This window comes from Streptomyces sp. NBC_00503, assembly GCF_036346895.1.
Lineage (GTDB): Bacteria > Actinomycetota > Actinomycetes > Streptomycetales > Streptomycetaceae > Streptomyces.
Window position 1 is genome coordinate 3,309,211 of the sequence record NZ_CP107855.1, and the last position, 26,253, is coordinate 3,335,463.

The window sequence follows — 26,253 nt, forward strand, 5'->3', positions numbered from 1 at the left end:
GCGATGCAGATGTAGAGATGTAGCGAGGGCCCCGGCAGCTTCCAGCTGCCGGGGCCCTCGCGCGTGTCCGGCGCCCCCTCAGCCCGTCCAGAACTCCCACCACCGGGTCAGGATCAGCATCCCGATCACTCCGGTGTGCAGGGCGGGCGGGGCCCAGCCGAACTCGGCGAAGAAGACCCGCAGGGGGGCGGGCGCGGGGAGGATGCCCGTACGGACCGTGTACGCGGTGACCGACCAGAACATCACCAGGGTGGCCACCCAGGTCAGGCAGCACCACAGGCAGAGCGCGTTGATCTCGTAGAGCGACTGGACCATCAGCCAGGAGCAGAAGCCGACTCCGAAGAGCGTGCCGGCGTTCAGTCCCAGCCAGAACCAGCCGCGGTGGCGGGCGCCGGCCAGCAGGCCCGCGCCGACGCAGACGACCGCCCCGTAGGTGGCCAGCCCCAGCATCGGGTTGGGGAAGCCGAAGGCCGCCGCCTGGACGCTCTTCATCACGCTGCCGCAGGAGACGACGGGATTGAGGCTGCAGGCCGGCTTGAAGCCCGGGTTCTCCAGCAGCAGGAACTTGTCGAGGGTGATGACCCAGGAGGCCAGCACCCCGGCGGCCCCGGAGAGCACCAGCAGCCAGGCCAGCGCACGGGGCGCGGGGGGCGGTTCGGCGTCGTTGCGATGCGGCTGCCCTTGCTGGCGGGGGACGCCTACGGTATTCGTTGCCATGTGGCCCATAGTCCCGCCTTCCATCCGATACCGGCTCCAACCATGCCCATGCGCACGGAGGTTGACCCCAAGGGGTGGCGGGAACCCCTGATGCTTCCCGGACGTTTTACCGAACCCCGGACGTGATGTCAGACCCAGGGGCTACGTTGAGCTCCCTCGAAGTGACAAGCTGCGACGGCCTGGAGACCCACCTTGAGCGATCCGTACGAGACAACCGAGGCCCACCTCGATCGACTCCTGGGCCGCGCCCTCAACTCCTTCGACCTTCCCGACCGGTTGGCCGAGCGCCTCGCCACGGCGCTCGCGCACAGCTCCTCGCTCCACACCACCCGCCACGGCCCGGCGGCGGCAGGCCAGTGGCGGGAGATCCGGCGGTACACCTACCTGCTGGCAGACGGCGATTCGGTGGCCCTGTGGGAGCTGGCGCACCGCCCCGAGGGCAGCCGGGCGATCCGGTACGAACTCTTCGCGAGCAGGCCCGAGATATGCCTGGCGGTGGCCCGCCTCTTCGACGAGGTCCCCTCAGCGGTGGCGCGGGACCTGACGGAGGCGCGGGCCGAGGAGGAGCCGGAGAGCGACATCGCGGTGCTGAGCGCCCTGTTCGCGAACCCGACCCCGGCCCAGCGGCACCGCGAGTACGCGGTCGAGGAGTCCGCGGACCACGCCCGCCGGGTCCTGCGCCGCGCGGAGAACCCGGACCGGCCGGGAGGGCGGGTGGCGCTGCTGCTGCGGACGGCCTACGCGCACCGCATCACCCAGGCGTTCGGCACCCGGCAGTACCTGGCGGACGGGCGGGACGCCGGTTTCAGCCTGTACGAGCACGCCTTCATCCTGTTGGACGGGAGCGAGTTCAGCCTGTGGGAGGTCGAGCACACGGCGACTCCGGACGGGCGGCACATGTGTGAGGTGTACGAAACCGAAGCGGCCGCGCGCGGAGCCATGAAGCTCCGCGCGCAGCCGCTCCGGTGAGGCGGTCGGGCTAGGCGGTCGGGCTAGGCGGTCCGGCTAGGCGGTCCGGCTAGGCCGCTACGGCCACCTTCGCGGGCTCCTCGGCCGGGGAGCCCGCGGCGGGCGCGGCCTGCTTGCGCATGCCCTTGAGGAGGATGACCAGACCGGCCGTGGTGGCCGTACCGGCGGCGATGGCGATCAGGTAGAGGAACGGGTTCCCGATCAGCGGAATCACGAAGATGCCGCCGTGCGGAGCCCGCAGGGTGCACTCGAAGGCCATCGAGAGGGCTCCCGTGACCGCACCGCCGGCCATGGAGGCGGGGATCACGCGCAGCGGGTCGGCCGCGGCGAACGGGATGGCGCCCTCGCTGATGAAGGAGGCCCCGAGGAACCAGGCGGCCTTGCCGTTCTCGCGCTCGGTCTTGGAGAAGAGCCGGCCGCGGACGGTGGTGGCCAGCGCCATCGCGAGCGGCGGCACCATGCCGGCGGCCATCACGGCGGCCATGACCTTGAGGCTGCCCTCGTTGGGGGTGGCGAGGCCGCCGATGGCGAAGGCGTAGGCGACCTTGTTGAGCGGGCCGCCGAGGTCGAAGCACATCATCAGGCCGAGGATGACGCCGAGGATGATCGCGTTGGCGCCGGAGAGCCCGGACAGCCAGTCGGTGAGGGCCTGCTGGAGCGAGGCGACGGGCTTGCCGACCACCAGGAACATCAGGAAGCCGGTGACGGCGGAACCGATGAGCGGCAGGACGACCACGGGCATGATGCCGCGCAGGGCCGTGGGGATCCTGATCCGCTGGACGGCGAGGACGGTGCCGCCCGCGATGAGACCGGCGATCAGACCGCCGAGGAACCCGGCGTTGATGGTGAGGGCGACGGCGCCGCCGACGAATCCGGGAACCAGGCCCGGCCGGTCGGCCATGCCGTAGGCGATGTAACCGGCCAGGACGGGGACGAGGAAGCCGAAGGCGAGACCGCCGGTCTGGAAGAGCAGCGCGGCCCAGCTGGCGGCCTCGGTCCAGACGAAGTGGTCGGCGACGGAGGGAGCGGTGTTGATCTCGTACCCGCCGATGGCGAAGGCGAGGGCGATGAGGAGCCCGCCCGCGGCCACGAAGGGGACCATGTAACTGACGCCGGACATCAGCCAGGTGCGGAGCTTTGCGCCGTAGCCGTCGCCGTCCTCCCCGGCCGTCTCGACGGGGGTCGGCGCGTGATCGGCGACCTCGCCGCGGGCGGCCTTGTCGCGGGCCTCCTGGAGGAGTTCGGCGGGGCGGTTGATGCCCGCCTTGACGCCGACGTCGACTGTGGGCTTCCCGGCGAAGCGGGACCGTTCCCGGACCGGGACGTCGTGGGCGAAGACGACCGCGTCGGCGGCGGCGATGGCCTCGGGGGTCAGCTTGGTGAAGCCGGCGGAGCCCTGGGTTTCGACCGTGAGCTCCATACCGGCTTCGGCCGCGGCCTGTTGGAGGGACTCCGCCGCCATGTACGTGTGGGCGATGCCGGTGGGGCAGGAGGTGACGGCGACCACCCGGAACGGCTGCTGGCTGGATTGCCGCGCAGCGGCAATGTCAGCCTCGCCGGCGTTTGAGGCGCGGGTCCGGGCAGAGCCCGGGTCGGGAAGGGGCGGCGTGGGGGAAGAGCCCCGCGCAGCGGCACCGGCCCCGGCGTCAGCCACCGGCTCGCCCGCGACCAGGGCGGCGGCCTCGGCCGGGGTCTCGACAGAACGCAGGGCTTCGACGAAGTCGGGCCGCATCAGGCGGCGGGCCAGGGTGGAGAGGATCGACAGGTGGGCGTCGTCCGCGCCCGCGGGGGCCGCGATCAGGAAGATCAGGTCCGCCGGGCCGTCCGGGGCGCCGAAGTCCACGCCGGACGGCGAACGGCCGAAGGCCAGAGTGGGGGCCGTCACGTGGGCGGACCGGCAGTGCGGGATGCCTATCCCGCCCTCCAGGCCGGTCGGCATCTGGGCCTCGCGCGCCGCCACGTCCGCCAGGAAGCCGTCCAGGTCCGTGACCCTGCCCAGGGTCACCATCCGTTCGGCGAGGGCACGTGCCGCCCCCTCCTTGGAATCGGCGGACAGGTCGAGGTCGACCAGTTCGAGGGTGATCATCTCGCTCATCGCTCGTCGCTCATTTCGGACAGAGGGAGGTCCAGGGGCAGGTCCTGGGTGATGTGGACCGCGTCGGGGCGCAGGTCGCAGGGGGCCGGCATCGCGCTGCCGGGGAGCTGGACCGCGGCCGCGCCGTGGGCCAGCGCGGAGGCGAGGGCCTCGGGCCCCGTACCTCCCGCGATCAGGAAACCGGCGAGGGAGGCATCGCCCGCGCCGACGTTGCTGCGGACCGAGGAGACGGCCGCCGTGCCGTAGTACGCGCCCTCCTCGCAGACCAGGAGCTGGCCGTCCGCGCCGAGGGAGGCCAGGACCGCGCCCGCGCCCAGCCCGCGCAGCTCTTCCGCCGCCTTGAGCACGTCGCCGAGGGTGGCCAGCGGCCGCCCCACCGCCGCCGCGAGTTCGGAGGCGTTCGGCTTGATCACGTCCGGGCGGGCCGGCAGCGCCGCGAGCAGCGCCGGGCCGGAGGTGTCCAGGGCGATCCGGGCACCGGCTTCGTGGGCGCGGGCGACGAGTTCGGCGTACCACTCGGGCCGCAGGCCGCGCGGGAGGCTGCCGCAGCAGGCGATCCAGGCGGCGCCGCCCGAGCAGGTGCGGACCGTCTCCAGGAGCAGGGCCGATTCCTCGGGGGTCAGTTCCGGTCCGGTCGCGTTGATCTTGGTGAGGGTGCCGTCCGGTTCGGCGAGCGAGATGTTGGAACGGGTCTGGCCGGTGATGGAGACCGCCGTGACGTCCACGCCCTGGGCGGCGAGGAGTTCGGCGATCAGCGTGCCCGGCGCACCGCCGAGCGGCAGGACCGCCGTCGTACGGACGCCCGCGGCGGCCACCGCACGGGAGACGTTGACCCCCTTGCCCCCGGGGTCGACCCGGTCGCCGGTGGCGCGCAGTACCTCACCGCGGTCGAGCGAGGGGACCTCGTAGGTCCGGTCGAGGGAGGGGTTGGGGGTGACGGTGAGGATCATACGAGCACAACTTCCGTACCGGCGGCCTCGATCGCCGCCTTCTGAGCGGGGTCGAGCCCCGAGTCCGTGATGAGGAGGTCCACGTCCGAGAAGGTGCCGAAGCGGGCGAAGTGCTCCTGGCCCGCCTTCGCGGAGTCCGCGAGGAGCACGACCCGGCGGGCGGCTGCCATCGCGGCCCGCTTGACGGCGGCTTCGGCGAGGTCGGGGGTGGTCAGACCGCCCTCGGCGCTGAATCCGTTGGTCGCGAGGAAGAGGACGTCGGCGCGGATCTCGGCGTACGCGCGCAGCGCCCACGCGTCGACGGCGGCCCGGGTGCGGTGGCGGACCCGGCCTCCTACGAGGTGGAGGTCGATGCCGGTGTGGTCGGCGAGCCGGGCGGCGACGGGCAGCGCGTGCGTGACGACGGTCAGCGCGGTGTCCACCGGGATCGCGGCGGCGAGGCGGGCCACGGTGCTGCCCGCGTCGAGGACGATGCTGCCGCCGTCGGGGAGTTCTGCGAGGGCGGCGGCCGCGATGCGGTCCTTCTCGTCGGCGGCGGTGGCCTCGCGCTCGGTGAGGTCCGGCTCGAAGTCGAGGCGTCCGGCCGGTATGGCGCCGCCGTGCACCCGGCGGACGAGGCCGGCCCGGTCGAGGGCCTTGAGGTCGCGGCGCACGGTCTCGGCGGTGACCTGGAACTGGTCGGCCAGGGACAGGACGTCGACCCGGCCCGCCTCGCGGGCGAGGCGGAGGATCTCCTGCTGGCGCTCCGGTGCGTACATGTGGTTTCAGATCCGTTCGATGCCCGACTCTGTGGATTACTCCTTACCGTACGCCCGTTTCGGCCCGAAAACAAAATAAACGGGCATGCCCGCCAACAGAAGCGGACATGCCCGTCAGGGGTGCGGAGGATCGTCTACCCGACCTGGGCCCGCTCCGGGGACCCGTCCGCGGACTGCTCGGGGGTGTGCGCCCGGCCGCCCTCGCGTTCGTCGATCGGGACCGGCTTGTGCGGCAGCACGAACATCACCGCGAAGATCGCGACCAGGACGGCCACGACCCACCACAGCGCGCTGTGGAAGGCCTCGACGTACGGCAGCCCGAGGACCATGTCGTCGTCGATCAGCCCGAAGAAGACCACGGAGGTGAGGGCGAGGCCCAGCGCGTTGCCCATCTGGCCGGTGGTGTTGATCAGGCCGGACGCCGAACCGGCGTGCTCGCGCGGCACCTCGGACAGGATGGTGTCGTTCAGCGGGGCCACGATCAGGCCCATGCCGATGCCCATGACGATCAGCGGGGCGGCCATCTGCCAGGACACGATGTCCTTCCCGTAGCGCTCCGCCTCCCAGATGTAGAGGAGCACGCCCGCGGCCATGACCAGCGCACCGGCCTGGAGCACCTTGCGGCCGAAGCGCGGGACGAGCTTCTCGACCGAGAGGCCGGCGGCGACGGAGACGGCGAGGGAGAAGGGGATGCCGGTACTGCCCGCGTGCAGCGGCGTCCAGCCGAGGCCCATCTGCATGTAGAGCGTCCAGACCAGGAAGAAGATGCCGGTCGCCAGGCCGAAGGCCAGCTGGACCGTGATGCCGCCGGCGAAGCTCTTGATCTCGAAGAGGGAGAGCTCGACGAGCGGGGAACCGTCCTTGCGGATCTTGTACTTCTCGTAGGCGATGAAGGCGGCGAAGACCAGGGGCGAGGCGATCATGCTCGCGAAGCCCCACACCGGCCAGTCGTTCTCGCGGCCGTTGGTGAGCGGGAAGATCAGCATCACCAGGGCGAGGGTGGCGAGCACGACGCCGACCAGGTCCAGGCGCAGGGCCTTGGGGGCCTTGGACTCGGAGATGAACTTGCGGCCCAGGATCACGGCCGCGACGCCGACGGGCAGGTTGATCAGGAAGATCGTGCGCCATTCGAGGCCGAAGAGGTTCCACTCGGTGAGCAGCGCCCCGAGCATCGGCCCCGAGACCGCGCCCAGGCCGACGATCGCGCCGAACATGCCGAAGACCTTGCCGCGCTCGTGCGGCGGGAAGGTGACGTGGATGATCGCGAGCACCTGCGGGACCATCATGGCCGCCATGCCGCCCTGGAGCAGGCGGGAGGCGACGAGCATCGCGGGGTCGGCCGCGATGCCGCAGAGCAGCGAGGCGATGGTGAAGCCGGCGACGCCGACGAGGAAGAGGCGCTTGCGGCCGTAGATGTCACCGAGACGGCCGCCCGTGATCAGGCCGGCGGCGAAGGCGAGCGCGTAGCCGGCGGTGATCCACTGGATCGCGCTGGTCGAGGCGCCGAAGTCCTGGCGCATGCTGGGTATCGCGATGTTGACGATCGTGACGTCGACCAGGTCCATGAAGGACGCGGTCATCACGATGGCGAGCGCCAGCCAGCGGCGGCGGTCGGCGGGAGAGCTGGTCTCTACGGGGGTGTCGGTCCGCTCTTCTTGTACGGGCCCGTTCTTTCCTTCGGGCGATGACTGGGTCGTCTCGGTGCTCATGAGTACAAACTTAGACGGGATCTAGGTCAGTTGGTGTCCTATTTGGCTGGCAACCTTGAATCCATGACCGACACCCCGGCCCGGCTGCTCAGCCTGCTCTCCCTCCTCCAGACCCCGCGCGAGTGGCCGGGGAGCGAACTGGCGCAGCGGCTGCGGGTGAGCGCCCGCACGATCCGGCGCGACATCGACCGGCTGCGGGAACTGGGATATCCCGTGGAGGCCACGCTCGGGGCCGAGGGCGGCTACCGCCTGGTCGCGGGCGCCGCGATGCCTCCGCTACTGCTGGACGACGAGGAGGCGGTGGCGATCGCGGTGGGCCTGCGGGCAGGGGCCGGGCATGCGATCGAGGGGGTGGAGGAGGCGTCCGTACGGGCCCTCGCGAAGCTGGAGCAGGTCCTGCCGGGGCGGCTGCGCCGCCGGGTGAGCGCGCTGCAGTCGGCGACGGTCGCCGCGACCCGGGGGGACGGCGCGAGCGTGGACCCGCGGACACTGACGGCGATCGCGTCGGCGGTGGCCGGGCCGGAGCGGCTGCGGTTCGCCTACCGGGCGCGGGACGGCGCGGCCTCGCGCCGACTGGTGGAGCCGTACCGGCTGGTCAGCACCGGGAGCCGCTGGTACCTGGTGGCGTACGACATGGAACGCGAGGACTGGCGGACCTTCCGGGTCGACCGGATGGCCGAGCCGACCGCGACGGGGGCCCGGTACACGGGCCGGGAGCTGCCGATGGACCCGGTGGAGTTCGTCCGCCGGGGCCTGCACGGCCGGGAGACCCACCAGGTGGACGTCTCCTTCGCGGGACCCGGCGAGGCGCTGCCGGAGTGGCTGCGCGAGCACGTGGTCTCCGGCGCGGGGGCGGAGGCGGGGGCGGGGGCGGAGGCGGAGCCGGAGCAGGGGCCCGGCGCGGGGGCGGAGCCGGAGCAGGGGCCCGGCGCGGGGGACGGGGTCCGGGTGCGGTTCGAGTCCGCGGATTCCCCGGAGTGGCTGGCGGCCCGGCTGGCGCTGACGGGGGTGCCGTTCACCGTGCACGGGCCCGAGGCCCTGGCGGCCGGAGCCCGCGCGCTGGCCGCGCGCCTGACGGAGTCGGCGGGGGCTTAGCGGGCGGGGGCGTTCCCCCTCCCCGGCTTCCCGGCTCCTCGTTCACACGAGGGAGCCCCCGGCGCCTGGGGGGATAGGCGCCGGGGGCTCGTCTTGGGGGCTGCGTCGGGGGCCGGTCAGGCCACCGCGTCGAAGCCGGTGTCGCGCGCCATCCGCTTCAGTTCCAGCAGGGCGTGCTTCTCGATCTGGCGGATCCGCTCACGGGTCAGGCCGTGCTGCTTGCCCACTTCCGTCAGCGTACGCTCCCGACCGTCATCTATGCCGTAACGCATCTTGATGATCGACGCGGTTCGCTGGTCCAGCTTCCCCAGCAGGTCCTCCAGCTCCTCGCTGCGCAGCAAGGACATGACCGACTGCTCCGGAGAGATGGCCGAGGTGTCCTCGAGCAGGTCGCCGAACTGCGTGTCGCCGTCCTCGTCGACCGACATGTTCAGGCTGACCGGGTCGCGCGCCCAGTCCAGGACGTCGCCCACGCGCTTCTCCGTCGAGTCCAGCTCGGCGGCGATCTCCGCGTGCTCCGGGTCCCGGCCCTTCTCGCGGTTGAACTCGCGCTGGACCCGGCGGATCCGGCCGAGCTCCTCCACCAAGTGGACGGGGAGGCGGATGGTGCGGGACTGGTCGGCGATGGAGCGGGTGATGGCCTGGCGGATCCACCAGGTGGCGTATGTGGAGAACTTGAAGCCCTTGGCGTAGTCGAACTTCTCGACCGCGCGCACCAGGCCGGCGTTGCCCTCCTGGATGAGGTCGAGGAGCGGCAGGCCGCTGCGCGGGTAGCGGCGGGCGACGGCGACGACCAGGCGGAGGTTGGAGCGGATGAAGACTTCCTTGGCGCGCTCGCCTTCGGCGGCCAGTGCTTCCAGCTCCTCCTGGGAGGGCGTACCGCCCTTGCGCTCTATCGCCCCGTCGAGGATCTGCTGGGCGTACACGCCCGCCTCGATGATCTGCGAGAGCTCGACTTCCTTGGCTGCGTCGAGCAGCGGGGTACGCGCGATCTCGTCGAGGTACATGCCGACCAGGTCGCGGTCTGCGATCTCCCCGCCCACTGCGCGAGCGCTGCTCGTGGACTGACGACGGGCGACGGCGCGGGTTGCCATGCGTGCTCCCTTTGCGATGAGTTCTGTCGCGGTGGTGCGGCTGCCTGGACACTCTCCCGAGTGCCCGCTTCCGAAGGAAACAACGACTGGAATCGGGACAGAATTCCCACACCTCCTCCTCGTTTTCGAGATCTTGCAGTATCCTGCGCCGCCACCACTCGATCCGAGTGGATCCGCGATGCCGTCAGAGCTCGAAGAGGTGCAGGTCAGACCCGGATTCGAGGCCGATCCGGAACCCCTCACGGACCTGTGTGACCACTGGCCCCATGAGACCGCCGTCACATGCGCCACGACCGCTTTCACTCCCGGACAGCACCGCCCACGACTGCACTCCCACCCTGAAGACGGCCCGCGCCGGCTTCTGGTTGCCTGGACTGGCGATCGAATCGCCGGATACGTCACAAACTGCGCGCTTCGCACCAAACCGGCTGGCCACTCGTCCGAGTGAGCTTCGGGCATATTCCTGCGGCATGCGACAGGGCGCTCCTAGCGTCGGGGAGTCGCTTGTGCCGCCCGGCCGGCGACGCCCACACTTAGAGGAGGTGCTGCACATGACCGCTCTCGCCCACGAGACGCTGGAGGCCGTAATGCCGAAGGTCGCGACTCCCCCGTCGGACCTGGACGACGCCCTGTGGCAGGCATGGAAAGCAATGGAACTCCCCGAGGGCTACCACGCCGAGATCGTCGAGGGGTTCATCGAGGTGTCACCCACGGGTCGCTTGTCGCACAGCCAGGCCGCCAACCGTCTCCGCCGCGCCTTGGACAAGTTCCTGGACCGGAGCGAGTTCGCGGCGTTCCAGGACACCAATGTCATCCAGGCACGGAAGGCCTGGATCCCCGATGTCCTGGTCGCACCCGAGGACGCGGAAGAGCACAGCAGCGAGGACGGGATCGGCATCAAGGCCTCCGCCGTCCAATTGATCGTCGAAGTCGTCTCCCCCGGCAGCGACGGCATTACGCGCGACCGCACCCGCAAGCGGCGCGAATACGCGCGGGCAGGCATTCCCGTCTATGTCCTCATCGACGACCACGACGAAAACGGCACCGTGACCGTGCTGACCGCCCCCGATCCGGACGCGGCCACCTACCGCGATGAGGTCCGGGCGGCCTACGGCACCACGATCACCATCCCGATCGGTCCCGCCAAGGGCTTCGCCGTCGGGGAGGACGTCACCGGTCCTGGGCGGGGCTGCGGGTAGCGACCTGCAGGCAGGCGCGGCAGGCGCGGGGGCCCGACTGGGTCCACCATTTGCAGGCCGGGCGCAGGTGGCAGTCGGGCAGCGCGGCGGCCCCCGGCGGGGGCGAGGTCAGGCGGACGGCCAGGGTGCAGGTGTCCCCCGCGCGGTTGAGGCAGTGCGGGACGCAGTGGGAGGCCAGGCGCAGCAGTCGGCGCGGTTCGGTCCCGGGCTCCAGCTCGGCCAGGGCCTCGGCCGTCGGGCGCGGGGCCGGGAGGTAGGCCGGGGGGCCGTCGAGTCCGGCGCGGACCGCGAGCACCACCGACTCGGGCGCGTACGCCGATCCGCTCGGGCACCACAGCGGCTCTCCGTCGGCGGCCTCGGGCGCTCCGGGCCTAGCCAAACTGCAGGGACCGCTTCGAGAGGCCCATCCAGAAGCCCTCGATGGGGGTGGCGATCGCCGAGCCGAGGTCGGATTCGGCAGCGCCCAGGGTGACGAACAGCGGGGCGAAGTGCTCCGTGCGCGGGTGCGCCAGGCGGCCGGCCGGGGACTTGGCCTCGAAGTCGAGCAGGGCGTCGACGTCGGCGCCGGCGAGCGCTTCGCGGCCCCACTCGTCGAACTCCGCCGACCAGCCGGGCACACCGGGGCCGGGGTGGCGCAGGGCGGCCAGGTTGTGGGTGAAGAAGCCGCTGCCCACGATCAGGACCCCTTCGTCGCGCAGCGGGGCGAGCCTGCGGCCGATCTCCATCAGGCGGCGGGGGTCCAGCGTGGGCATGGATATCTGGAGGACCGGGATGTCGGCCTCCGGGAACATCTCCACGAGCGGGACGTACGCGCCGTGGTCGAGCCCCCGGTCGGGGATGTCCTGGATCGGGGTGCCCGGGGCCTTCAGCAGCCCCCGCACGGCCGCCGCCAGCCCGGGGGCGCCCGGGGCCCCGTAGCGGACCCGGTAGTAGTGCTCGGGGAAGCCCCAGAAGTCGTGGACCAGCGGGACCCGTGTCGTGGCGCCGAGGGCGAGCGGGGCCTCTTCCCAGTGCGCGGAGACCATCAGGACGGCGCGGGGGCGGGGCAGGGCCGCGGACCAGGCAGCCAGTTCGCCGGGCCAGACCGGGTCGTCCGCCAGGGGCGGGGCTCCGTGGCTGAGGTAGAGCGCGGGCATCCGGGCACTCGCGCCGTGGGTCGGGCCGGTGGTGCCGGTGGTGCCGGTCGTCGTCATCAGGGGCTCCAGGAATCGTCGCGGCGGGCCGCCTGAGAAAAGACTAACCCCGCATCGTTCAAATTTGAACGATGCGGGGTCGTCAGTCATTCGCGCTACCCCGGAGCCGGGGCCCCGCGGGTCAGTGGGCGATCACCGGAACCTGTACGTCGGCCTCCGCGCCCTCGCCGCCGGCGACCGGGCCACCCGCGCCCGGACGGCCCGTGGTGATCAGGGTCAGGGCGATGAGGGAGCTGGCGACCAGGATGCCGACGGCCCACCAGATCGCCGAGGCGTACCCCTCGACCATGGCCTGCGCCTGGATCAGCTTCGCCGCCGGGCCGCCCGCCGCGGCCGCGGCCGCGTGGTCGGTCAGGTACGCGGTCGTCGCCGAGGCGGCGATCGTGTTCAGCAGGGCGGTGCCGATCGCGCCGCCCACCTGCTGCGAGGTGTTGACCATCGCGGAGGCGACACCGGCGTCGGCCGGGTTCACCCCGTACGTGGCCAGGGACATGGCGGGCATGAACGCCGTACCCATGCCCAGACCCAGCAGCACCTGCGCCGGCAGGATCAGCGCCGGGTAGGAGGAGCCGACCTCCAGCTGCGTCAGCATCAGCATGCCGGCGGCGGCGACCATGAAGCCGGGGCCCATCAGCAGGCGCGGGGGGACCCGCGTCATCAGGCGGGCGCCGATCTGCGTGGAGCCGGTGATCATGCCCGCGATCATCGGGAGGAAGGCGAAGCCGGTCTTGACGGGCGAGAAGCCCTTCACGACCTGGAGGTAGTAGGTGAGGAAGAGGAACAGGCCGAACATCGAGATGACGGCGAGGCCCAGCGAGAGGTAGACACCGCCGCGGTTGCGCTCCAGCAGGACGCGCAGCGGCAGCAGCGGGGAGCGGGTGCGGGACTCGACGCCGACGAACGCGGCGAGCAGCGCCACCGAGGCGATGAACATGGCGATGGTCAGGCCGTCCGACCAGCCGGCCGACTCGGCGCGGGTGAATCCGTAGACCAGGGCGACCAGGCCGGTCGTGGACAGGATCACGCCGGGGATGTCGAGCGGCGCGCGGTTGCGGCCGCCGGCCGGCTCGCGAATGATCATCCAGGCGCCGACGGCGGCGATGATCGCGAACGGGATGTTGACGAAGAAGGTCCAGCGCCAGTTGAGGTACTCGGTGAGGAACCCGCCGAGGATCAGACCCACGGCGCCGCCGCCACCGGCGATCGCACCGTAGATGCCGAAGGCCTTGGCCCGCTCCTTGGCGTCGGTGAACATGACGGCCAGCAGCGAGAGCGCGGCGGGCGCGAGCAGTGCGCCGAAGGCGCCCTGCAAGGCGCGGGCGCCGAGCATCATGGCCTCACCCTGTGCGGCGCCGCCCAGCGCGGAGGCCAGGGCGAAACCGATCAGACCGGTGATGAAGGCGTTCTTGCGGCCCCACTTGTCGGCGATGCGGCCGCCGAAGAGGAGCAGTCCGCCGAAGGCCAGCGCGTACGCGGTGATGACCCACTGGCGGTTGCCGTCCGAGATGCCGAGGTCGGTCTGGGCGGACGGCAGCGCGATGTTCACGATGGTGGCGTCGAGGACGACCATCAGCTGCGCCAGGGCTATGAAGACCAGGGCCTTCCAGCGACTGGGGTCGGCGGAGGCAGCCAGCGGCGGATTCGCGGCTGTTTTTGACATGGGGATACCCATTTTCTGGTGCGAGATGACTGAAAATGCCTGAAAGCTAAGGAGAACCGAGGAGGACCGGGCGCGTCACATGGGTTTCCGCCTCAGGTCCGCCAGCGTCGTCGCGGCGCCCGGCAGGACGGAGCGGGCCGGGGCCCTCAACCCGTCGAGGAACAGCTGCAGATGACGGTGGACGAAGACGTCCGTGTCGAAGCACGCGGTGCCGGGAAGGGGGCGGCTGAGCTGGGACAGGGCGATCATCAGATCGCCCACGCCGATGTCGGAGCGCAGCAGCCCGGTGGACTGGCCGACGGCCAGCAAGGTCTCCACCGCATCCTCCAACGCGTTCCGGGAGGCGAGAAGTTCCGGATGCTCCTTGTCGAAGTCGCTGGAGAGCATGGGGCACAGGGCGCCGATCCGCTCGTCCGCCGCCCCGTGCGTGAAGCGGCAGAGCGCGGCGAAGGCGTCGGGCTCCTCGGTGAGCGAGTCGGTGGCCAGCTCCGTGACCCGGTCCATCACGAACACCACGACGTGGTGGATGAGCGCGGGCCGGTCGGGAAAGTGCCGGTAGAGCGTGGCATTGCCCACGCCCGCCCGGCGGGCGATCTCGTCGAGGGGGGCGGCCGGACCGAATTCCACGAGCACCTCGCGCGCGGCGGCCAGGATGCGCTCCCGGTTGCGGACCGCATCGGCGCGCGGCCGCGGGACCGGGTGCGCGCCGACGGCGGCCGCGAGCGCCTCCGAGGGCCCCGCCGTGGACGCCGCCGCGGATGCCGCCGCGGATGCCCGGCAGACCGGTGCCGACAGGTCGAGAGCCACCTCCGGTCCCGGTACGGGCAGGGCCGCCGGAGCGGTGGTGGCGGGGCTCTTCATCCGGGGCCTCCTCGGCACGGTGACGCGTAGGTCTGCTCGTACGTCCACTCGAAACGGGGAGCAGCTCCCCGGTTCGTGGGGACTCTCGTTCAAACGGGGAGAGCGTCCCCGGTTATTTCACTCTCCCGTGTGACCTGGGTCACACCACTCCAGGCCCACTGCTCCCGTTTGGCCTCTCCCGGCGCGCGAGCACGTCCCGGCCGTCGGAGGGTGATCGAACAGAGCGCAGACCGGACCCGGCCGGCTGCCGCGGACCCGAAGGCCGATCGCCATGCCGCAGACGCGCCACCGGATACGCAAGCCGCACCGCACCAGCGTCTACATAGGCATCACCGCGCTGGCCCTCGGCGTCACCGCGACCGCCAGCACCGGCATAGCCAACCGCGGCCACTCGGCCGCCGGCCCGGTGGCCGCGACGAGCGTCGAATCGGCGCTCGCGCCCTGCCGGATCGCCGGCGCCATGGGTGTCCAGATGTCCGAGGGGCTGCCGACCCCGCCCGGATACGCGCGCTCGACCGGCGAGGTCCGGGCCCTGAACCTGATGATCGACTTCCCCGACGCCAAGGGCGAGGGCGCGGCCACCGACCGGCTCGCGGAGTTCTTCCCGCAGACCTCGGACTGGTTCCGCACCAGCTCCTACGGACGGCTCAGCTACCGGGCCGAGTCCCCGATACGGAACTGGCTGCGGATGCCGATGCCGTTCGCGGCGTACGGGATCGAGCGCGGGTCCGCGTACGAGCCCGGCTACCGCCAGCTCGTCGAGCACATCGTGAAGGCTGCCGACGCCGAGGTCGATTTCTCCCGGTACGACCTGATCAACATCCTGGTCACCCCGAACGCCGGACCCTCCGCCCTCGACACCGTCCTCTCCGTCACCTTCTCCGGCAACGCCGAGGCCCCGATGGCCGACGGCGTCCCGCTCGCCAACACCTCCTTCATCTACAGCCGCCAGGACGACGGCTCCGGCTCCTACCGGGAGACCGGCTACCGCGTGCTCCCCCACGAGAACGGGCACGTCTTCGGCCTGCCCGACCTCTACACCGCGGACGGCGGGGGCACCGTCGGGCACTGGGACGTCATGAGCGAGGACTGGGGCGCCAACAACGACCTGCTGGGCTGGCACAAGTGGAAGCTGGGCTGGCTCGACAGCTCCCAGATCAGCTGCGCCGGAAAATCCGGGACCAGCGACCACATCCTGTCCCCGCTGGCCACCGAGGGCGGCACCAAGCTGGCGTTCATCCCCGTCTCGGAGAGCGCGGGCTACGCGGTGGAAGTGCGCACCCGGGCCGGGAACGACGAGGCCGTCTGCAAGCCCGGGGTCCTCATATACAAGGTCGACTCCGAGGTGGACACCGGCCGCGGACCGGTCACCGTCGCCGACAGCGCCGGCGCGAGCGGCGGCTGCACCCGGCGGCCCAACGTCCACGCGGAGCTCTCGGACGCCCCGTACAAGCCGGGCGAGACCTTCACCGACGAGAAGGCGGGCATCAGCGTCTCCGTCGTCGGCGAACTGCGCAACGGCAGCTACCAGGTCCGGGTCACCCGTCCGTGACGCGGCTCCCGACCCGGCGCGGTGCCCCGTCACGCCGCGCCCCGCCGGGGCCTGCCCGGTCATGCCCGGTCCTGCCCGGGACGGAAGCGGTGTCAGATCGAGTCGCTCGGCCCGGCGTCTCGCGACCTACGGCCCCCCGCGGGACCGCGGCCGTACGGCGAAGGTTGAAGGACCAGCCGTGTCACGACGTACAGGAGACCCCTTGAAGGCCTTCGCGCTGCCCCGGACCGGCGCACCGCCCACCGTGATCGAGCGGCCCGTCCCCGAGCCGGGGCCGGGCGAGGTCCTCGTACGCACCACGGCCGCGCTCATCTGCGCCTGGGACGGGCACACCGCCGCCGGAGCACCCACCGGGCTCGGCCACGAAGCCGTGGGCGTCGTCGAGGCAGTGGGCCCCGGGGTCTGCCCGTCCTTCGTCACCCGGCGCGTCGGCGTCGAAGGCCACGGCAGGCTCGCCGAGTTCTTCCGCGCCCCGGCGGCCGGAGCCGGGCTGGTCCCGCTCCCCGGAACCATCACCGACCACCAGGCCCTCTACGCGGCCGGCGCGCTCCCCACCGGCTTCGCCGCCGCCGAGGAGGCCGGGCCGCCCGCGGGCGGCACCGTCGTCGTCTTCGGGCAGGGCGCCGTGGGACTCAGCGCGACCATCGGAGCCGGCCGGCTGCGCGGCGCCCGGGTCATCGCGGTCGAGCCGGAGATGAAGCGGCAGCGGCTCGCCCTGCGGTTCGGGGCGGACGTGGTCATCGACCCGGCCTACGAGGACACCGCCGAGCGGATCCTGGAACTGACGGGCGGCCGCGGCGCCGACCGCGCGATCATGGCGAGCCCCTCGTCCGCCGCCGCGTCGGCGGCCCGCCGGGGGCTCGCCGAGGGCGGGAGGATCACCTACGCCCGCTGCCGGCCGCCCCGGAGCAGCGGTGCGCGCCTCGCGCGGGCGCTGCACCTGATCGAGGACGGGCTGGTGGACCCGACGGTGATCACCACCCACGAGTTCCCCTTCCACCGCGTCGGGGAGGCCTTCGCCCGGCTCGCCGCCGGGGAGCCGGGCATGATCAAGCCGGTCATCCTCTTCCCCCGGCCGGACGCGCCGATGGGGGCGTGAGCCCGCAGGCGTCAGCCCTCAGGGCTCAGCTCTCAGGCGGGGTTGGTGGAGCCGAAGTCGCGGCCCTGGATGACCGTGCCGTTGAAGGTCCCGCCGGTGATGGTGTTCTGGACCACGGAGGTCGAAGCCGCCTCGCGCCAGCCCGGGTTCACCTCGTCGAGCAGCTCGGTGAGCTCCCGCACGGCCTGCGGGTCGGCCTCCAGCGCCAGCCTCAGCCGGTTCCGCCAGCCCTCCTCGACCTGGGCGACCGCCGCTTCGTCGCCGTCGGCGCGGGCCAGCAGGAGCTCGGCGCGCGAAGCGCGCAGGCCGCCGTCCGCCCCGGCCCGCGCCCTGTCGTCCGTACGCCCGAGGAGGCGGGCGAAGCGGCCGCTCGCGTAGTTCCACGCGTCCGAGGCCATCAGCCCGACGATCGTGGTCGCGCCTGCCGTCACCAGTGCCGCAACATCCATGTCCGCACGCTAGCCGTAGGCTGGCGGCGGCGCGGGCGGATCGGGAAAGCGGCGGTGGTGCGGGTGCGGACGGAGCGCGGCCTCCCGGCACGGCGGTGGCTCACGGTGCCGGCCGAACGCACGGTCCTCGGCGTCATCCACAACGTCACCTCCGCGACCCGGCTCCTCGACGTGCTCCAGGTCTTCGAGGCGGACCCCCGGGTGCGGGTGGTGTTCACGTGCACCGGGTCCTCGGCCTTCGAGGACGGGATCGCGGAATTCGTCTCCGCGCACGGGCTGTTCTTCCTGCCGTGGGAGAGCGCGCTGAAGGAGCGGTTCGATCTGGCGGTGAGCACCAGCCGCGGCGGAAATCTGGAAGATATTTCCGCACCGCTCATTGGCGCCCCGCACGGGGCTGGATACAATAAAAAGCTCAGCAAGAATCCGGAATCCGGAATCCGGAATCCGGAATCCGGAATCCGAGGCCGGGGCCGGGGCCGGGGCTTTCGGGCTGACTGCCGAGTGGCTGCTCCACGACGGTGAGGTCGTCCCGTCCGTCATCGTCCTCTCACACGAGGAACAGCTCGCCCGCCTGGGCCGCGACTGCCCCGAAGCCCTCCCGTACGCCCACGTCGTGGGCGATCCGGTGGCCGACGAGCTCGACGCCTCGGACCCCTTCCGCGCGGATTACCGGGCGGCCTTCGAAATCGGGCCCGAGCAGAAACTCCTGCTGATCACCTCCACCTGGGGCGGCGATTCCCTCTTCGGCACCGATATCGCGCTCGTCGAGCGCGCCCTCGCCGAATTGCCCTCCGATGAATTCCGCGTCCTCGCCGCCGTCCACCCCAATGCCTGGTACGGCCACGGGGAGGACCAGATCCGCAGGTGGCTGGCGCGGGCCCTGCGGGCCGGGCTGATCCTGCCGCCGCCCGCCGGCCAGGGCTGGAAGGCCGCACTGTGCGCCGCCGACGTCTACCTCGGCGACCACGGATCACTGAGCCTGTACGCCGCCGCGCGCGGGATGCCCGGAATGCTGGCCGCCTTCGACGACTCCGCCGTCGCCGCCGGGTCCGCCATGGCCTGGCTCGGCGGCGCCCTGCCGCGCCTCGACCCGGGCCGGCCGCTGGCCGCGCAGCTCGCCCGGGCCCGCGCCCTGCCCGCAGCCGCGGACCGGCTGACCTCGCGGGCCGGGCGGGCCGCCGCCCTGCTGCGGGTGCTGTGCTACCGCCATCTCCGGCTGCCCGAGCCCGAGTTCTCCGTCGTGGCCCGGCCGGCGCCGCTGCCGGAGCCCGCCGCCGCGCCGAGCCCGCTGGTCCCGGCGTCCTACGTCTCCACCGCCATCGGGGACCGGGAGGTACGGGTCCGCCGCCATCCGGCCGAGCTCCAGGGCCGGATGACCGCCCACCTCGGGCCCGACGCGCACGTCACGGCCGATGCCGCCGAGCCCGACCCCCGGCTGCGCGGGATGGCCGACGTGCTGGTCGCGCGGCCGGGGACGGATCCGGCGGCCGTGTTCGCCCGGAACTCCCACTGCGGACTGGTGGTGTCCGGCGGGCGGCTCCGGCTGCGCGACGGGCGGGAGTTCGCGGTGTCGGGCGGCGCGGAGCCCTCGCTGGCCGGGTCGGTGCTGGTGGCCCTGCTCGGCGAAGGCAGGGAGGTGGAGGGCGAGTTCGGGATCCGGGCCGGCGGGGTGGTCTCAGTGGCCCGGCTCGCCCTGGTCCGGGATGCGGGCGAGGCGGATCCGGGGTTCCTCGGCGCGGATGCTCCGCAGTGACTCGTAGGCGGCCAGGGCCGCCTGCCAGTCGGACCGGGCGGCTTCCGGGTCGCCGAGGGCCGCGCGCAGGTCTCCCCGTACGAGGACGGCGTCGGCCCGGTTGAGGGTCCCCTCGGCGAAGGCCTCCAGCGCCAGCTCCAGGGGGGCGGCCGCCTCCCGGGGGCGGCCCGCGGCGAGGAGGGCGGCGGCCGAGCGGAGCCGGGTCTTGGCCACGTTCGCCTCGTCCTTCAACGTCTCGAACGCGCGCAGCGCCGTAGCGAGGTGGCGGGCGGCCCGGTCGTACTGTCCGCCGGCTGCGGCCGCGTTGCCCTGGTGGTACTCCAACAGGGCGCGCCCGCGCGGGTGTTCCACCGAGCCGAGGGCGGTGAGGGCCTGTGCGTACAGTTCCGCGGCGTCCTGCGGCCGGCCCTGCGCGACCGCGATCCGGCCGAGGCCTTCCAGCGCGGAGGACTCGGTGCGCTCGTGGCCGATGCGGCGGGCGCTCTCGCGGGCCGCGTCGTAGTGCAGCCGCGCCTCCTCCACGTCCTCGGCCGCACCGCGGTCGCCCAGGGCGAAGGCCAGCTCGTAGTGCATCCGGGCGAGCATCAGCCCGTCCCCGGTGTCGGTAGCGGCCTCCTGTGCGAGGCGGGCGATGCGGATCCACAGGGTGTGGTGGCCCCGGTCGAGGAACATCGCGTGGACGGCCTGGGCCAGCAGGCAGAGCCGGGCGGGGCCGGTCTCGCGGAGCTCGGCCAGGGCGGCGAGGGTGTGCCGGTCCGCCTCCAGGGCGCCGATCGCCTCGGCCCTGGTGGCGAAGGGGCCGGGGGCGCCGTCGGGACCGGTGCCGCGGTCCGGGTCCGGGTCGGGGAACAGCTCGCCGGCCCGCCAGCGCGGGGAGATCTTCCGCTCGGCGGCGGCCGCCCGGCGCAGGTACCAGTCGATCACCCGCTCCAGCCCCGCGCCCCGCGCGGCGGGGTCGGCCGCGGCCAGGGTCTGGGCATAGCCGTGCAGGACCCCGTTCATCCGGAACCGGCCCGGCTCGGCGGGCTCCAGCAGCCCGGCACCGTGCAGCCCGCGCAGGGTTCCGGGGGCCAGGGCTTCGAGGAACGCGGCCGGGAACTCCGGGGTGGGGTGCAGCCCGAGCAGCCGGAACCCGGCGCGCAGCCGGGGGTCGAGGCGCTCGTGCGCCAGATCGAAGACGCGGCGGGCGGTCGCCTGGCCATCGAGCGGATCCAGGGCCCCGTCCGGGTCGCCGCCCTCGTCTCCCGGCACCTCGAGCACCTCCAGGATGTTCTCCCGCTCGATCCGGGCGGCCAGTTCCTCGACTCCGCCGCTCACCGGGTCCGCCGCGTGCGCGGCCGCGATGCGGACGACGTACGGCAGCCCGGCCGAGGCGCGCAGCACCGTACGCAGTGCGTCCGACGAGGCCACGTCCTCCCCGACGACCGCACGGAACAGCGCGGCGCACGCCTCCTCGTCCAGCGCCGGGACGGGCAGCCGCACCGGCAGCCGGCCCTCGGCGAAGGCGCCGAGGCGGAACTGGCTGGTCATCACCACCATGCTCGCGGGATGCCCGGGCAACAGGTGCCGGACGGCCGCGGCGCTGGGGACCCCGTCGAGCACCACCAGGGCGGGCTGCCCGGCGGTGAGGCTGCGGAACCGGGCCGCCAGCTCCGCCTCCGATGCGGGCATCTCCGCGACGGGGATGCGGAGTTGCCCGAGGAAGGACTCCAGCACGGCATCCGCTTCCACCGGGTGGCCGAGCCCCTGCGGGGTCAGGTCGGCGTAGAACACCCCGCCGGGGAACGCCTCCCGGCGCTCCTGGCCCCAGTGCAGCGCCAGGCCGGTCTTGCCGACACCCAGCGTGCCGTGCAACAGCACCAGTTGCGGGGCGGATTGGCCGGCGCTCCCGGCGAGCAGCTCGTCCAGGCGGGCGCGCGGGACCTCGCGGTCGACGAACCCGTCGGGGCCGAAGGGCAGCATGCGGGGTACGGGCGCGGCCATGAGGCCATGCTCGGGCATGTGGGTGTCGCGGCCCATGATGACCGGGCCGTAGAAGTTCCCGCCGGAGATGCTGTTGTTCACCGAGTCCGGGCCCGAGCCCGCGTACGAGTCCACGGGGCGCAGTTTCCCAGCGGGGCCGCTCGGAGGGGAGGCTTCCGGCCGGTCGTGGCCGGTCCTGGCCGGTCCTGGCCCAGATCCGGCGGGATGTATTGAATGTGGATCACCGAAGTACACCGGCTCAAGCCCAGGGGGAACCGCCCATGACCCGCCACATCGAGTTCGAGCGACTCCACAACTTCCGCGACCTCGGCGGCTATCGCACGGCCGAGGGCGCCACCGTCGCGTGGGGCGTCCTCTACCGGGCCGACTCGCTCGGCAAGCTGGACGGCGCCGACTGGGACCGGTTCCTCGGCCTCGACATCCGTACCGTCATCGACCTGCGCTACCCGTGGGAAGCCGAGGCCAAGGGCCGGATACCGGAGCCCGAGCGGTTCACGTACGCCAACCTCAGCATCGAGCACCGGCCCTACGACCAGGCGGAGATCGACCCGGAAATCGACCCCTGGCGCTTCCTCGCGGACCGGTTCGCCGAGGTCGCCGAGGACGGGGTGGAGGAGATCCGCGCCGCGATCGAGCTGATCGCCGAAGGCCCCGGACCGGCGGTCTTCCACTGCACCTCGGGCAAGGACCGCACCGGTCTGATCGCCGCCCTCGTCCTGACCCTCCTCGGCGTCGACGAGGAGCAGGTCCTCGCCGACTTCGCCCTGACGGAGCTGGCCACCGCCCGCCTGACGGCCGACTGGCACACCGCCAACCCCGGCCGCACCATGCGCTGGCCGTCCTACGGCCGCGCTCCGGCCGACATCCTTCGCCTGACCCTCGCGGACCTCACCACCCGCCACGGCTCGGTCGAGGCCTACCTCACGCAGCGCGTCGGCATCACCCCGGCCACGAAGGCCGCCCTGCGGGCCCGCCTGCTGACGGACTGACGGGCGGGCGGGCGGGCGGGCGGGCGGGCGGGCGGGCGGTGTGACGGTCTGACGATCAGACGGGCGAGGGGATCAGAGAGTGTGGTCGGGCCAGGGGACGTCGGTGGCCACCGGCGCCGCGTAGTCGATGCCGGGCACGGAGAACCCGTAGAGGCGCCGGACCTCGGCGCGGAACCAGTCGAGGTCGGCCAGGTCGGCGATGGTCGACGTGGTGGCGCCCTCCCAGCGTTCGGCGACGGCCGTCTGGACCTCGTCGGCCAGTTCGAAGCCGTCCAGGCGGACGCGGCCCTCGTCGTCCAGGTCGAGCGGGGCGACGCCGGTGAGCTGGTCCCACAGGGCGGCGAGCTGGTGGATCGGCGGGACCAGGCCGTCTGCGAGGACTCCGCGCAGCAGGCCGGTGTACAGGGCGATGCCGGGGATCGCGGTGGAGGACTGGGTGACGGCGGCGCCGTTGACGGAGGTGACGGCCCGGCCGCCCACCGTCTTCCCGAGCCGCTCGTTCAGGGTGCGGGCGGTGGCCTCCAGGTCGGCCTTGGCCGCGCCGATGGTGCCCTGCCGGTAGATCGCTTCCGTCAGCGACGAGCCGATGTAGGACAGTGCGGCGGTGGCGAATCCCTCGGCGAGCAGGCCCCGCCCGTCGAGGTGCTCGATCCAGCGCTCCCAGTCCGCGCCGCCCATCACGGCCACCGTCTGCTCCACGTCGTCGCCCTCTGCGGGCCCGGTCTCCACCTCGCGGACCTCGCCGAGGCCCTCGTCGTCGAAGACGAGGGTCTTGGTCCGGCTGGCCCGGCCGATCGGCTTGAGGACGGAGGCGTAGGTGGCGCCGGTGGCGGGGTCGGTACGCCGGGGCGCGGCCACGGAGTAGATCAGGTAGTCCAGGCGGCCGCCGAAGCGCTGCTCGACGAGGTCGGCGACCTGCTCCTTCATCGCGTCGGAGAACGCGTCGCCGTTGAGGAAGACCAGGTCGCGTCCGGCGGCGCGGGCGATGTCGGCGGTGGCGGCCGTCCGGTACCAGCCGGCCGTCGCGGTACGCCGCACCGTGGGGGCCTTCTCGAAGGACACCGCGATACCGCGGATGCCGACGCGCTTGAGTCCGGCGAGCGTGGCCGCGAGACCGTATCCGGCGGAGGAACCCACGACCAGCGCGACCGGCCCGTCCCCCTCCGGCACGTCGGCGGGGGCGGGGCACGCCTGCCACATGTCGGCCACCAACTGCGCGCACCCGGCCGGGTGGGAGTCGAGGAAGAGGAAGCCCCGGTTGCGGGGAGTGAGAACGCGCTCGTTCACGACGGCAGTCCTTGGATCGGCAGGAACGGGGACGGAGACGGGAAGGCGAAGGGGAAGGGGCCCGCCACGACGGCCGGTCGGGCCACCGCGCCCTGCAAGTCTGCGCCAGCACGCGCGCGGGCACTTGCCCTGCCCGCCACAACGATCACGCGCCTGTCTTGGAGTGTTCCGACGATGACCGGCGAGCGTCAGCGGTGGCGGCGTTCGCGTCGGTCAGGCCTGCTTCTGCGTGTTCTTGGCGTCGATCTCTGCGATGAGCCCCTCGATGAGGCCCTTGATCTCGTCGCGGATGGGGCGGACGGCCTCGACGCCCTGGCCGGCCGGGTCTTCGAGCTGCCAGTCGAGGTAGGTCTTGCCGGGGAAGTACGGGCAGGCGTCGCCGCAGCCCATGGTGATGATGTAGTCCGACGCCTGCGCGGCCTCGGGGGTCAGGACCTTCGGCTTCTGGTCGGAGATGTCGATGCCCAGCTCGGCCATGGCGGCGACGGCGGAGGGGTTGATCTGCTCGCCAGGTACGGAGCCGGCCGAGCGGACCTCGACCCGGTCGCCCGCGAGGTGGCGCAGGAAACCGGCGGCCATCTGCGAGCGGCCCGCGTTGTGGATGCAGACGAACAACACGGACGCGAGCGGGGTGGAGGACATCGGTTCTTCCTTCATCGGCAGGGTCAGCAGGACCGTCCATCGCGTCCAATCGGCAACGACTCAGCACCGACTGGTATCAGCCCTGGATGATGTGACAGTATCAGTCCATGATGACGTCAGTCGACACTGAACTGATCCGAGTCCTGGCAGACCCCCTCAGGCTTCAGATCGTGACCCTGCTCTCCCGCGAGACGCTGTGCACCACGCACCTCGTGGAAGAGACCGGCGCCAAGCAGACCAACCTCTCCAACCACCTGAAGGTGCTCAGAGAGGCCGGGGTCGTGGAAACCGAACCGTGCGGCCGCTTCATCTACTACAGACTCCGCCCGGAAGTCATCGAGGCCATCGCCGGTCAGTTCGCCGGCCTCGCGCAGGCCGCACGTGCCACTTCCGAAGCGAACATCAAGCGGTCCTGCCCATAGCCCGCTTGGTTCCCCCCTCACCTGCCCGAGGAGAACCTGCCTTGACCGCCACCGAGCACGTCGGCGCCGCACCCGCAGCGGATACCGCGATACCCGCCGACGCGCCCCAGCCCGCACCCGGCGCGAGCGCGCCCGCCATCCCACTGGTGGCCCGCGCCGCTGCCGAACTCGTCGGAACGGCCGCGCTCGTCGCGATCGTCGTCGGGTCCGGCATCCAAGCGACGAAGCTCACCCAGGACGTGGCCCTGCAGCTGCTGGCCAACTCCACCGCCACCGTCTTCGGCCTCGGCGTCCTGATCGCCCTCCTCGGCCCGGTCTCCGGAGCCCACTTCAACCCGGTCGTCAGCCTCGCCGAGTGGTGGACCGGCCGACGCAGCGGCGCAGGCGTCACCGCCCGCGAGCTGGCCGTCTACGTCCCTTCGCAGATCGTCGGCGCCATCGCGGGTGCGGTCCTGGCCGACGCGATGTTCGGCGAGCCGCTGGTGAAGTGGGCCACCCACGACCGCTCCGCCGGGAACCTCCTGCTGAGCGAGGTCGTGGCCACCGCCGGCCTGATCATGCTGATCTTCGGCCTGGCGCGGACCGACCGGCTGCGCTTCGCACCCGTCGCCGTGGCCTCGTACATCGGCGCCGCGTACTGGTTCACCTCCTCCACCTCCTTCGCGAACCCGGCCGTCACCATCGGCCGCGCCTTCACGGACACCTTCGCGGGCATCGCCCCCGCCTCGGTGCCCGCCTTCGTCGGCGTGCAGCTCGTGGGTGCGGTCGTGGGCCTGGCCCTGGTGGCGGTCATCTTCATGCGCGGCACGACGGACGGCGCGTCGCCCGCGGCATGACGCAGCCCACGGAGTCCGGGCTCGCCGCCGGGGACACGTAGGCCCGGCGGGGGTGCGGTCAGCCGATCGCCGGGCTGCGGCGCTCCAGCAGGACGACGTCGCGCCACACGCCGCGATGGAGGCCGATGCGCTGACGGGTGCCGATGACCCGGAAGCCGGCGCGCTGGTGGAGGGCCAGGCTCGCGGCGTTCTCGGGGAAGATTCCGGACTGGATCGTCCAGATGCCCGCCGCCTCGGTCGAGGTGATCAGCGCGTCCAGCAGGGCGCGGGCGACGCCTCGGCCCCGGGCGCCGGGGTGGACGTAGACGGAGTGCTCGACCACACCCGCGTAGGCGCAGCGGTCGGAGACCCTCGAGGCGGCCACCCAGCCGAGCAGCTTCCCGCCCGGGTCGACCGCGGCGAAGCGGTGTTCGGGCAGCCGCGCCGCGTCGAAGGCCGCCCAGGTCGGGGCCTCGGCCTCGAAGGTGGCGTTGCCCTCGTCGATTCCGGCTTGGTAGATCGCCAGGACCTCGTCCGCGTGCGCCCGGGTCAGGGGCTCGACACGCAGGCTCATACGGTGCCGGCCCGGGTCAGGATGGCACCCATGGCGGCGAGCACGGCGGGCTCCACCCGGTAGTACACCCAGGTGCCGCGGCGCTCGGAGGAGAGCAGGCCGGCGTCCTTCAGCTTCTTCAGGTGGTGCGAGACCGTCGGCTGCGAGACGCCCACGTCCGAGATGTCGCACACGCACGCCTCGCCGCCCTCGTGGGAGGCGACGGCGGAGAACAGCCGCAGGCGCACCGGATCCCCCAGGGCCTTGAACATCACCGCGGTCCGCTCGGCCTCCTCGGCCGTCAGCGGGCGCTCCGACAGGGGCGGGCAGCACGCCGCCACGGCGTCCGGCTCCAGCAGGGGCAACACCTTCGAAGGGGACATGCCTTCATCATCCCCAGGAAATAGAT

At 72.5% G+C, this 26,253-nt stretch carries 26 protein-coding genes; 10 read left to right on the forward strand and 16 right to left on the reverse strand.

Going from position 1 to position 26,253, the window contains the following annotated elements:
* Positions 1–78: 78 nt before the first annotated feature.
* The gene (locus OG490_RS15315) at positions 79–717 is read right to left on the reverse strand and encodes a vitamin K epoxide reductase family protein (protein ID WP_330296840.1); all 639 of its coding nucleotides are present in this window, start codon (positions 715–717) and stop codon (positions 79–81) included.
* 192 nt (positions 718–909) lie between these two features.
* Here OG490_RS15315 and OG490_RS15320 point away from each other — a divergent pair, with 192 nt between their 5' ends.
* Entirely contained in the window at positions 910–1,686 is a 777-nt protein-coding gene (locus tag OG490_RS15320) for a DUF6227 family protein (RefSeq protein WP_330296841.1), read from the forward strand.
* Between the two features lie 49 nt (positions 1,687–1,735).
* Here the strand turns inward: OG490_RS15320 and OG490_RS15325 are convergent, their stop codons facing one another.
* The 4 genes from OG490_RS15325 to OG490_RS15340 all read right to left on the reverse strand — a co-directional run bounded on the left by OG490_RS15325 (position 1,736) and on the right by OG490_RS15340 (position 7,198).
* On the reverse strand, positions 1,736–3,781 hold the full coding sequence (locus OG490_RS15325) for a PTS fructose transporter subunit IIABC (RefSeq protein ID WP_330296842.1): 2,046 nt from the start codon (positions 3,779–3,781) through the stop codon (positions 1,736–1,738).
* Positions 3,778–4,731, reverse strand: coding sequence for a 1-phosphofructokinase (gene pfkB, locus OG490_RS15330; protein WP_330296843.1), 954 nt, complete (start codon positions 4,729–4,731; stop codon positions 3,778–3,780). The genes OG490_RS15325 and pfkB overlap by 4 nt, the downstream gene beginning before the upstream one ends.
* Entirely contained in the window at positions 4,728–5,489 is a 762-nt protein-coding gene (locus OG490_RS15335) for a DeoR/GlpR family DNA-binding transcription regulator (protein WP_330296844.1), read from the reverse strand. The genes pfkB and OG490_RS15335 overlap by 4 nt, the downstream gene beginning before the upstream one ends.
* A gap of 134 nt (positions 5,490–5,623) precedes the next feature.
* Entirely contained in the window at positions 5,624–7,198 is a 1,575-nt protein-coding gene (locus OG490_RS15340) for an MFS transporter (protein WP_330296845.1), read from the reverse strand.
* Between the two features lie 63 nt (positions 7,199–7,261).
* Here OG490_RS15340 and OG490_RS15345 point away from each other — a divergent pair, with 63 nt between their 5' ends.
* Positions 7,262–8,293: a helix-turn-helix transcriptional regulator gene (locus OG490_RS15345; RefSeq protein ID WP_330296846.1), complete on the forward strand. Its 1,032-nt coding sequence runs from the start codon at positions 7,262–7,264 to the stop codon at positions 8,291–8,293.
* Positions 8,294–8,409: 116 nt separating this feature from the next.
* Here the strand turns inward: OG490_RS15345 and OG490_RS15350 are convergent, their stop codons facing one another.
* On the reverse strand, positions 8,410–9,387 hold the full coding sequence (locus tag OG490_RS15350) for a sigma-70 family RNA polymerase sigma factor (protein ID WP_330296847.1): 978 nt from the start codon (positions 9,385–9,387) through the stop codon (positions 8,410–8,412).
* Positions 9,388–9,938: 551 nt separating this feature from the next.
* Here OG490_RS15350 and OG490_RS15355 point away from each other — a divergent pair.
* Positions 9,939–10,586, forward strand: a complete 648-nt coding sequence (locus OG490_RS15355; RefSeq protein WP_330296848.1) for a Uma2 family endonuclease — start codon at positions 9,939–9,941, stop codon at positions 10,584–10,586.
* Here OG490_RS15355 and OG490_RS15360 read toward each other — a convergent pair.
* From OG490_RS15360 to OG490_RS15375, 4 genes are all read right to left on the reverse strand, one after another.
* Positions 10,558–10,965: a hypothetical protein gene (locus OG490_RS15360; protein ID WP_330296849.1), complete on the reverse strand. Its 408-nt coding sequence runs from the start codon at positions 10,963–10,965 to the stop codon at positions 10,558–10,560. The two genes, OG490_RS15355 and OG490_RS15360, sit on opposite strands and share 29 nt — an antisense overlap.
* The gene (locus OG490_RS15365) at positions 10,958–11,779 is read right to left on the reverse strand and encodes a dioxygenase family protein (RefSeq protein ID WP_330296850.1); all 822 of its coding nucleotides are present in this window, start codon (positions 11,777–11,779) and stop codon (positions 10,958–10,960) included. The genes OG490_RS15360 and OG490_RS15365 overlap by 8 nt, the downstream gene beginning before the upstream one ends.
* 121 nt (positions 11,780–11,900) lie before the next feature.
* Positions 11,901–13,439 carry an MFS transporter gene (locus OG490_RS15370; RefSeq protein ID WP_330296851.1) on the reverse strand — a complete coding sequence of 513 codons (1,539 nt, stop codon included), beginning with the start codon at positions 13,437–13,439 and terminating at the stop codon, positions 11,901–11,903.
* 75 nt (positions 13,440–13,514) lie between these two features.
* Positions 13,515–14,300, reverse strand: coding sequence for a TetR/AcrR family transcriptional regulator (locus OG490_RS15375; RefSeq protein ID WP_330296852.1), 786 nt, complete (start codon positions 14,298–14,300; stop codon positions 13,515–13,517).
* Between the two features lie 271 nt (positions 14,301–14,571).
* On the opposite strand from OG490_RS15375, the gene OG490_RS15380 reads away from it, so the two are divergent.
* Positions 14,572–15,852: a M6 family metalloprotease domain-containing protein gene (locus OG490_RS15380; RefSeq protein ID WP_330296853.1), complete on the forward strand. Its 1,281-nt coding sequence runs from the start codon at positions 14,572–14,574 to the stop codon at positions 15,850–15,852.
* A gap of 178 nt (positions 15,853–16,030) precedes the next feature.
* Positions 16,031–16,951, forward strand: coding sequence for a zinc-binding dehydrogenase (locus OG490_RS15385; protein ID WP_330296854.1), 921 nt, complete (start codon positions 16,031–16,033; stop codon positions 16,949–16,951).
* Between the two features lie 32 nt (positions 16,952–16,983).
* On the opposite strand, the gene OG490_RS15390 is transcribed toward OG490_RS15385, so the two are convergent.
* Positions 16,984–17,400, reverse strand: a complete 417-nt coding sequence (locus tag OG490_RS15390) for a hypothetical protein (protein WP_330296855.1) — start codon at positions 17,398–17,400, stop codon at positions 16,984–16,986.
* Between the two features lie 105 nt (positions 17,401–17,505).
* On the opposite strand from OG490_RS15390, the gene OG490_RS15395 reads away from it, so the two are divergent.
* Together OG490_RS15395 and OG490_RS15400 are read left to right on the forward strand one after the other, a co-directional pair.
* The gene (locus OG490_RS15395; protein ID WP_330296856.1) at positions 17,506–17,922 is read left to right on the forward strand and encodes a hypothetical protein; all 417 of its coding nucleotides are present in this window, start codon (positions 17,506–17,508) and stop codon (positions 17,920–17,922) included.
* Between the two features lie 91 nt (positions 17,923–18,013).
* Positions 18,014–19,153 (forward strand): hypothetical protein, encoded by a 1,140-nt coding sequence (locus OG490_RS15400; RefSeq protein ID WP_330296857.1) that lies wholly within the window; start codon positions 18,014–18,016, stop codon positions 19,151–19,153.
* Here OG490_RS15400 and OG490_RS15405 read toward each other — a convergent pair.
* Positions 19,076–21,250, reverse strand: coding sequence for a hypothetical protein (locus tag OG490_RS15405; RefSeq protein ID WP_330296858.1), 2,175 nt, complete (start codon positions 21,248–21,250; stop codon positions 19,076–19,078). The two genes, OG490_RS15400 and OG490_RS15405, sit on opposite strands and share 78 nt — an antisense overlap.
* 146 nt (positions 21,251–21,396) lie before the next feature.
* On the opposite strand from OG490_RS15405, the gene OG490_RS15410 reads away from it, so the two are divergent.
* A complete protein-coding gene (locus tag OG490_RS15410; protein WP_330296859.1) occupies positions 21,397–22,125 on the forward strand; it encodes a tyrosine-protein phosphatase in 729 nt (242 codons plus the stop codon).
* 72 nt (positions 22,126–22,197) lie between these two features.
* Here the strand turns inward: OG490_RS15410 and fabV are convergent, their stop codons facing one another.
* Positions 22,198–23,412 (reverse strand): enoyl-[acyl-carrier-protein] reductase FabV, encoded by a 1,215-nt coding sequence (fabV, locus tag OG490_RS15415; RefSeq protein ID WP_330296860.1) that lies wholly within the window; start codon positions 23,410–23,412, stop codon positions 22,198–22,200.
* A gap of 213 nt (positions 23,413–23,625) precedes the next feature.
* Positions 23,626–24,054 (reverse strand): arsenate reductase ArsC, encoded by a 429-nt coding sequence (locus tag OG490_RS15420; RefSeq protein ID WP_330296861.1) that lies wholly within the window; start codon positions 24,052–24,054, stop codon positions 23,626–23,628.
* A gap of 107 nt (positions 24,055–24,161) precedes the next feature.
* Here OG490_RS15420 and OG490_RS15425 point away from each other — a divergent pair, with 107 nt between their 5' ends.
* Together OG490_RS15425 and OG490_RS15430 are read left to right on the forward strand one after the other, a co-directional pair.
* On the forward strand, positions 24,162–24,476 hold the full coding sequence (locus tag OG490_RS15425; protein WP_330296862.1) for an ArsR/SmtB family transcription factor: 315 nt from the start codon (positions 24,162–24,164) through the stop codon (positions 24,474–24,476).
* A gap of 41 nt (positions 24,477–24,517) precedes the next feature.
* Positions 24,518–25,312 (forward strand): MIP/aquaporin family protein, encoded by a 795-nt coding sequence (locus OG490_RS15430; protein ID WP_330296863.1) that lies wholly within the window; start codon positions 24,518–24,520, stop codon positions 25,310–25,312.
* Between the two features lie 58 nt (positions 25,313–25,370).
* Here the strand turns inward: OG490_RS15430 and OG490_RS15435 are convergent, their stop codons facing one another.
* Both OG490_RS15435 and OG490_RS15440 read right to left on the reverse strand, forming a co-directional pair.
* Entirely contained in the window at positions 25,371–25,865 is a 495-nt protein-coding gene (locus tag OG490_RS15435) for a GNAT family N-acetyltransferase (RefSeq protein WP_330296864.1), read from the reverse strand.
* On the reverse strand, positions 25,862–26,227 hold the full coding sequence (locus tag OG490_RS15440; RefSeq protein WP_330296865.1) for an ArsR/SmtB family transcription factor: 366 nt from the start codon (positions 26,225–26,227) through the stop codon (positions 25,862–25,864). The genes OG490_RS15435 and OG490_RS15440 overlap by 4 nt, the downstream gene beginning before the upstream one ends.
* Positions 26,228–26,253: the final 26 nt, after the last annotated feature.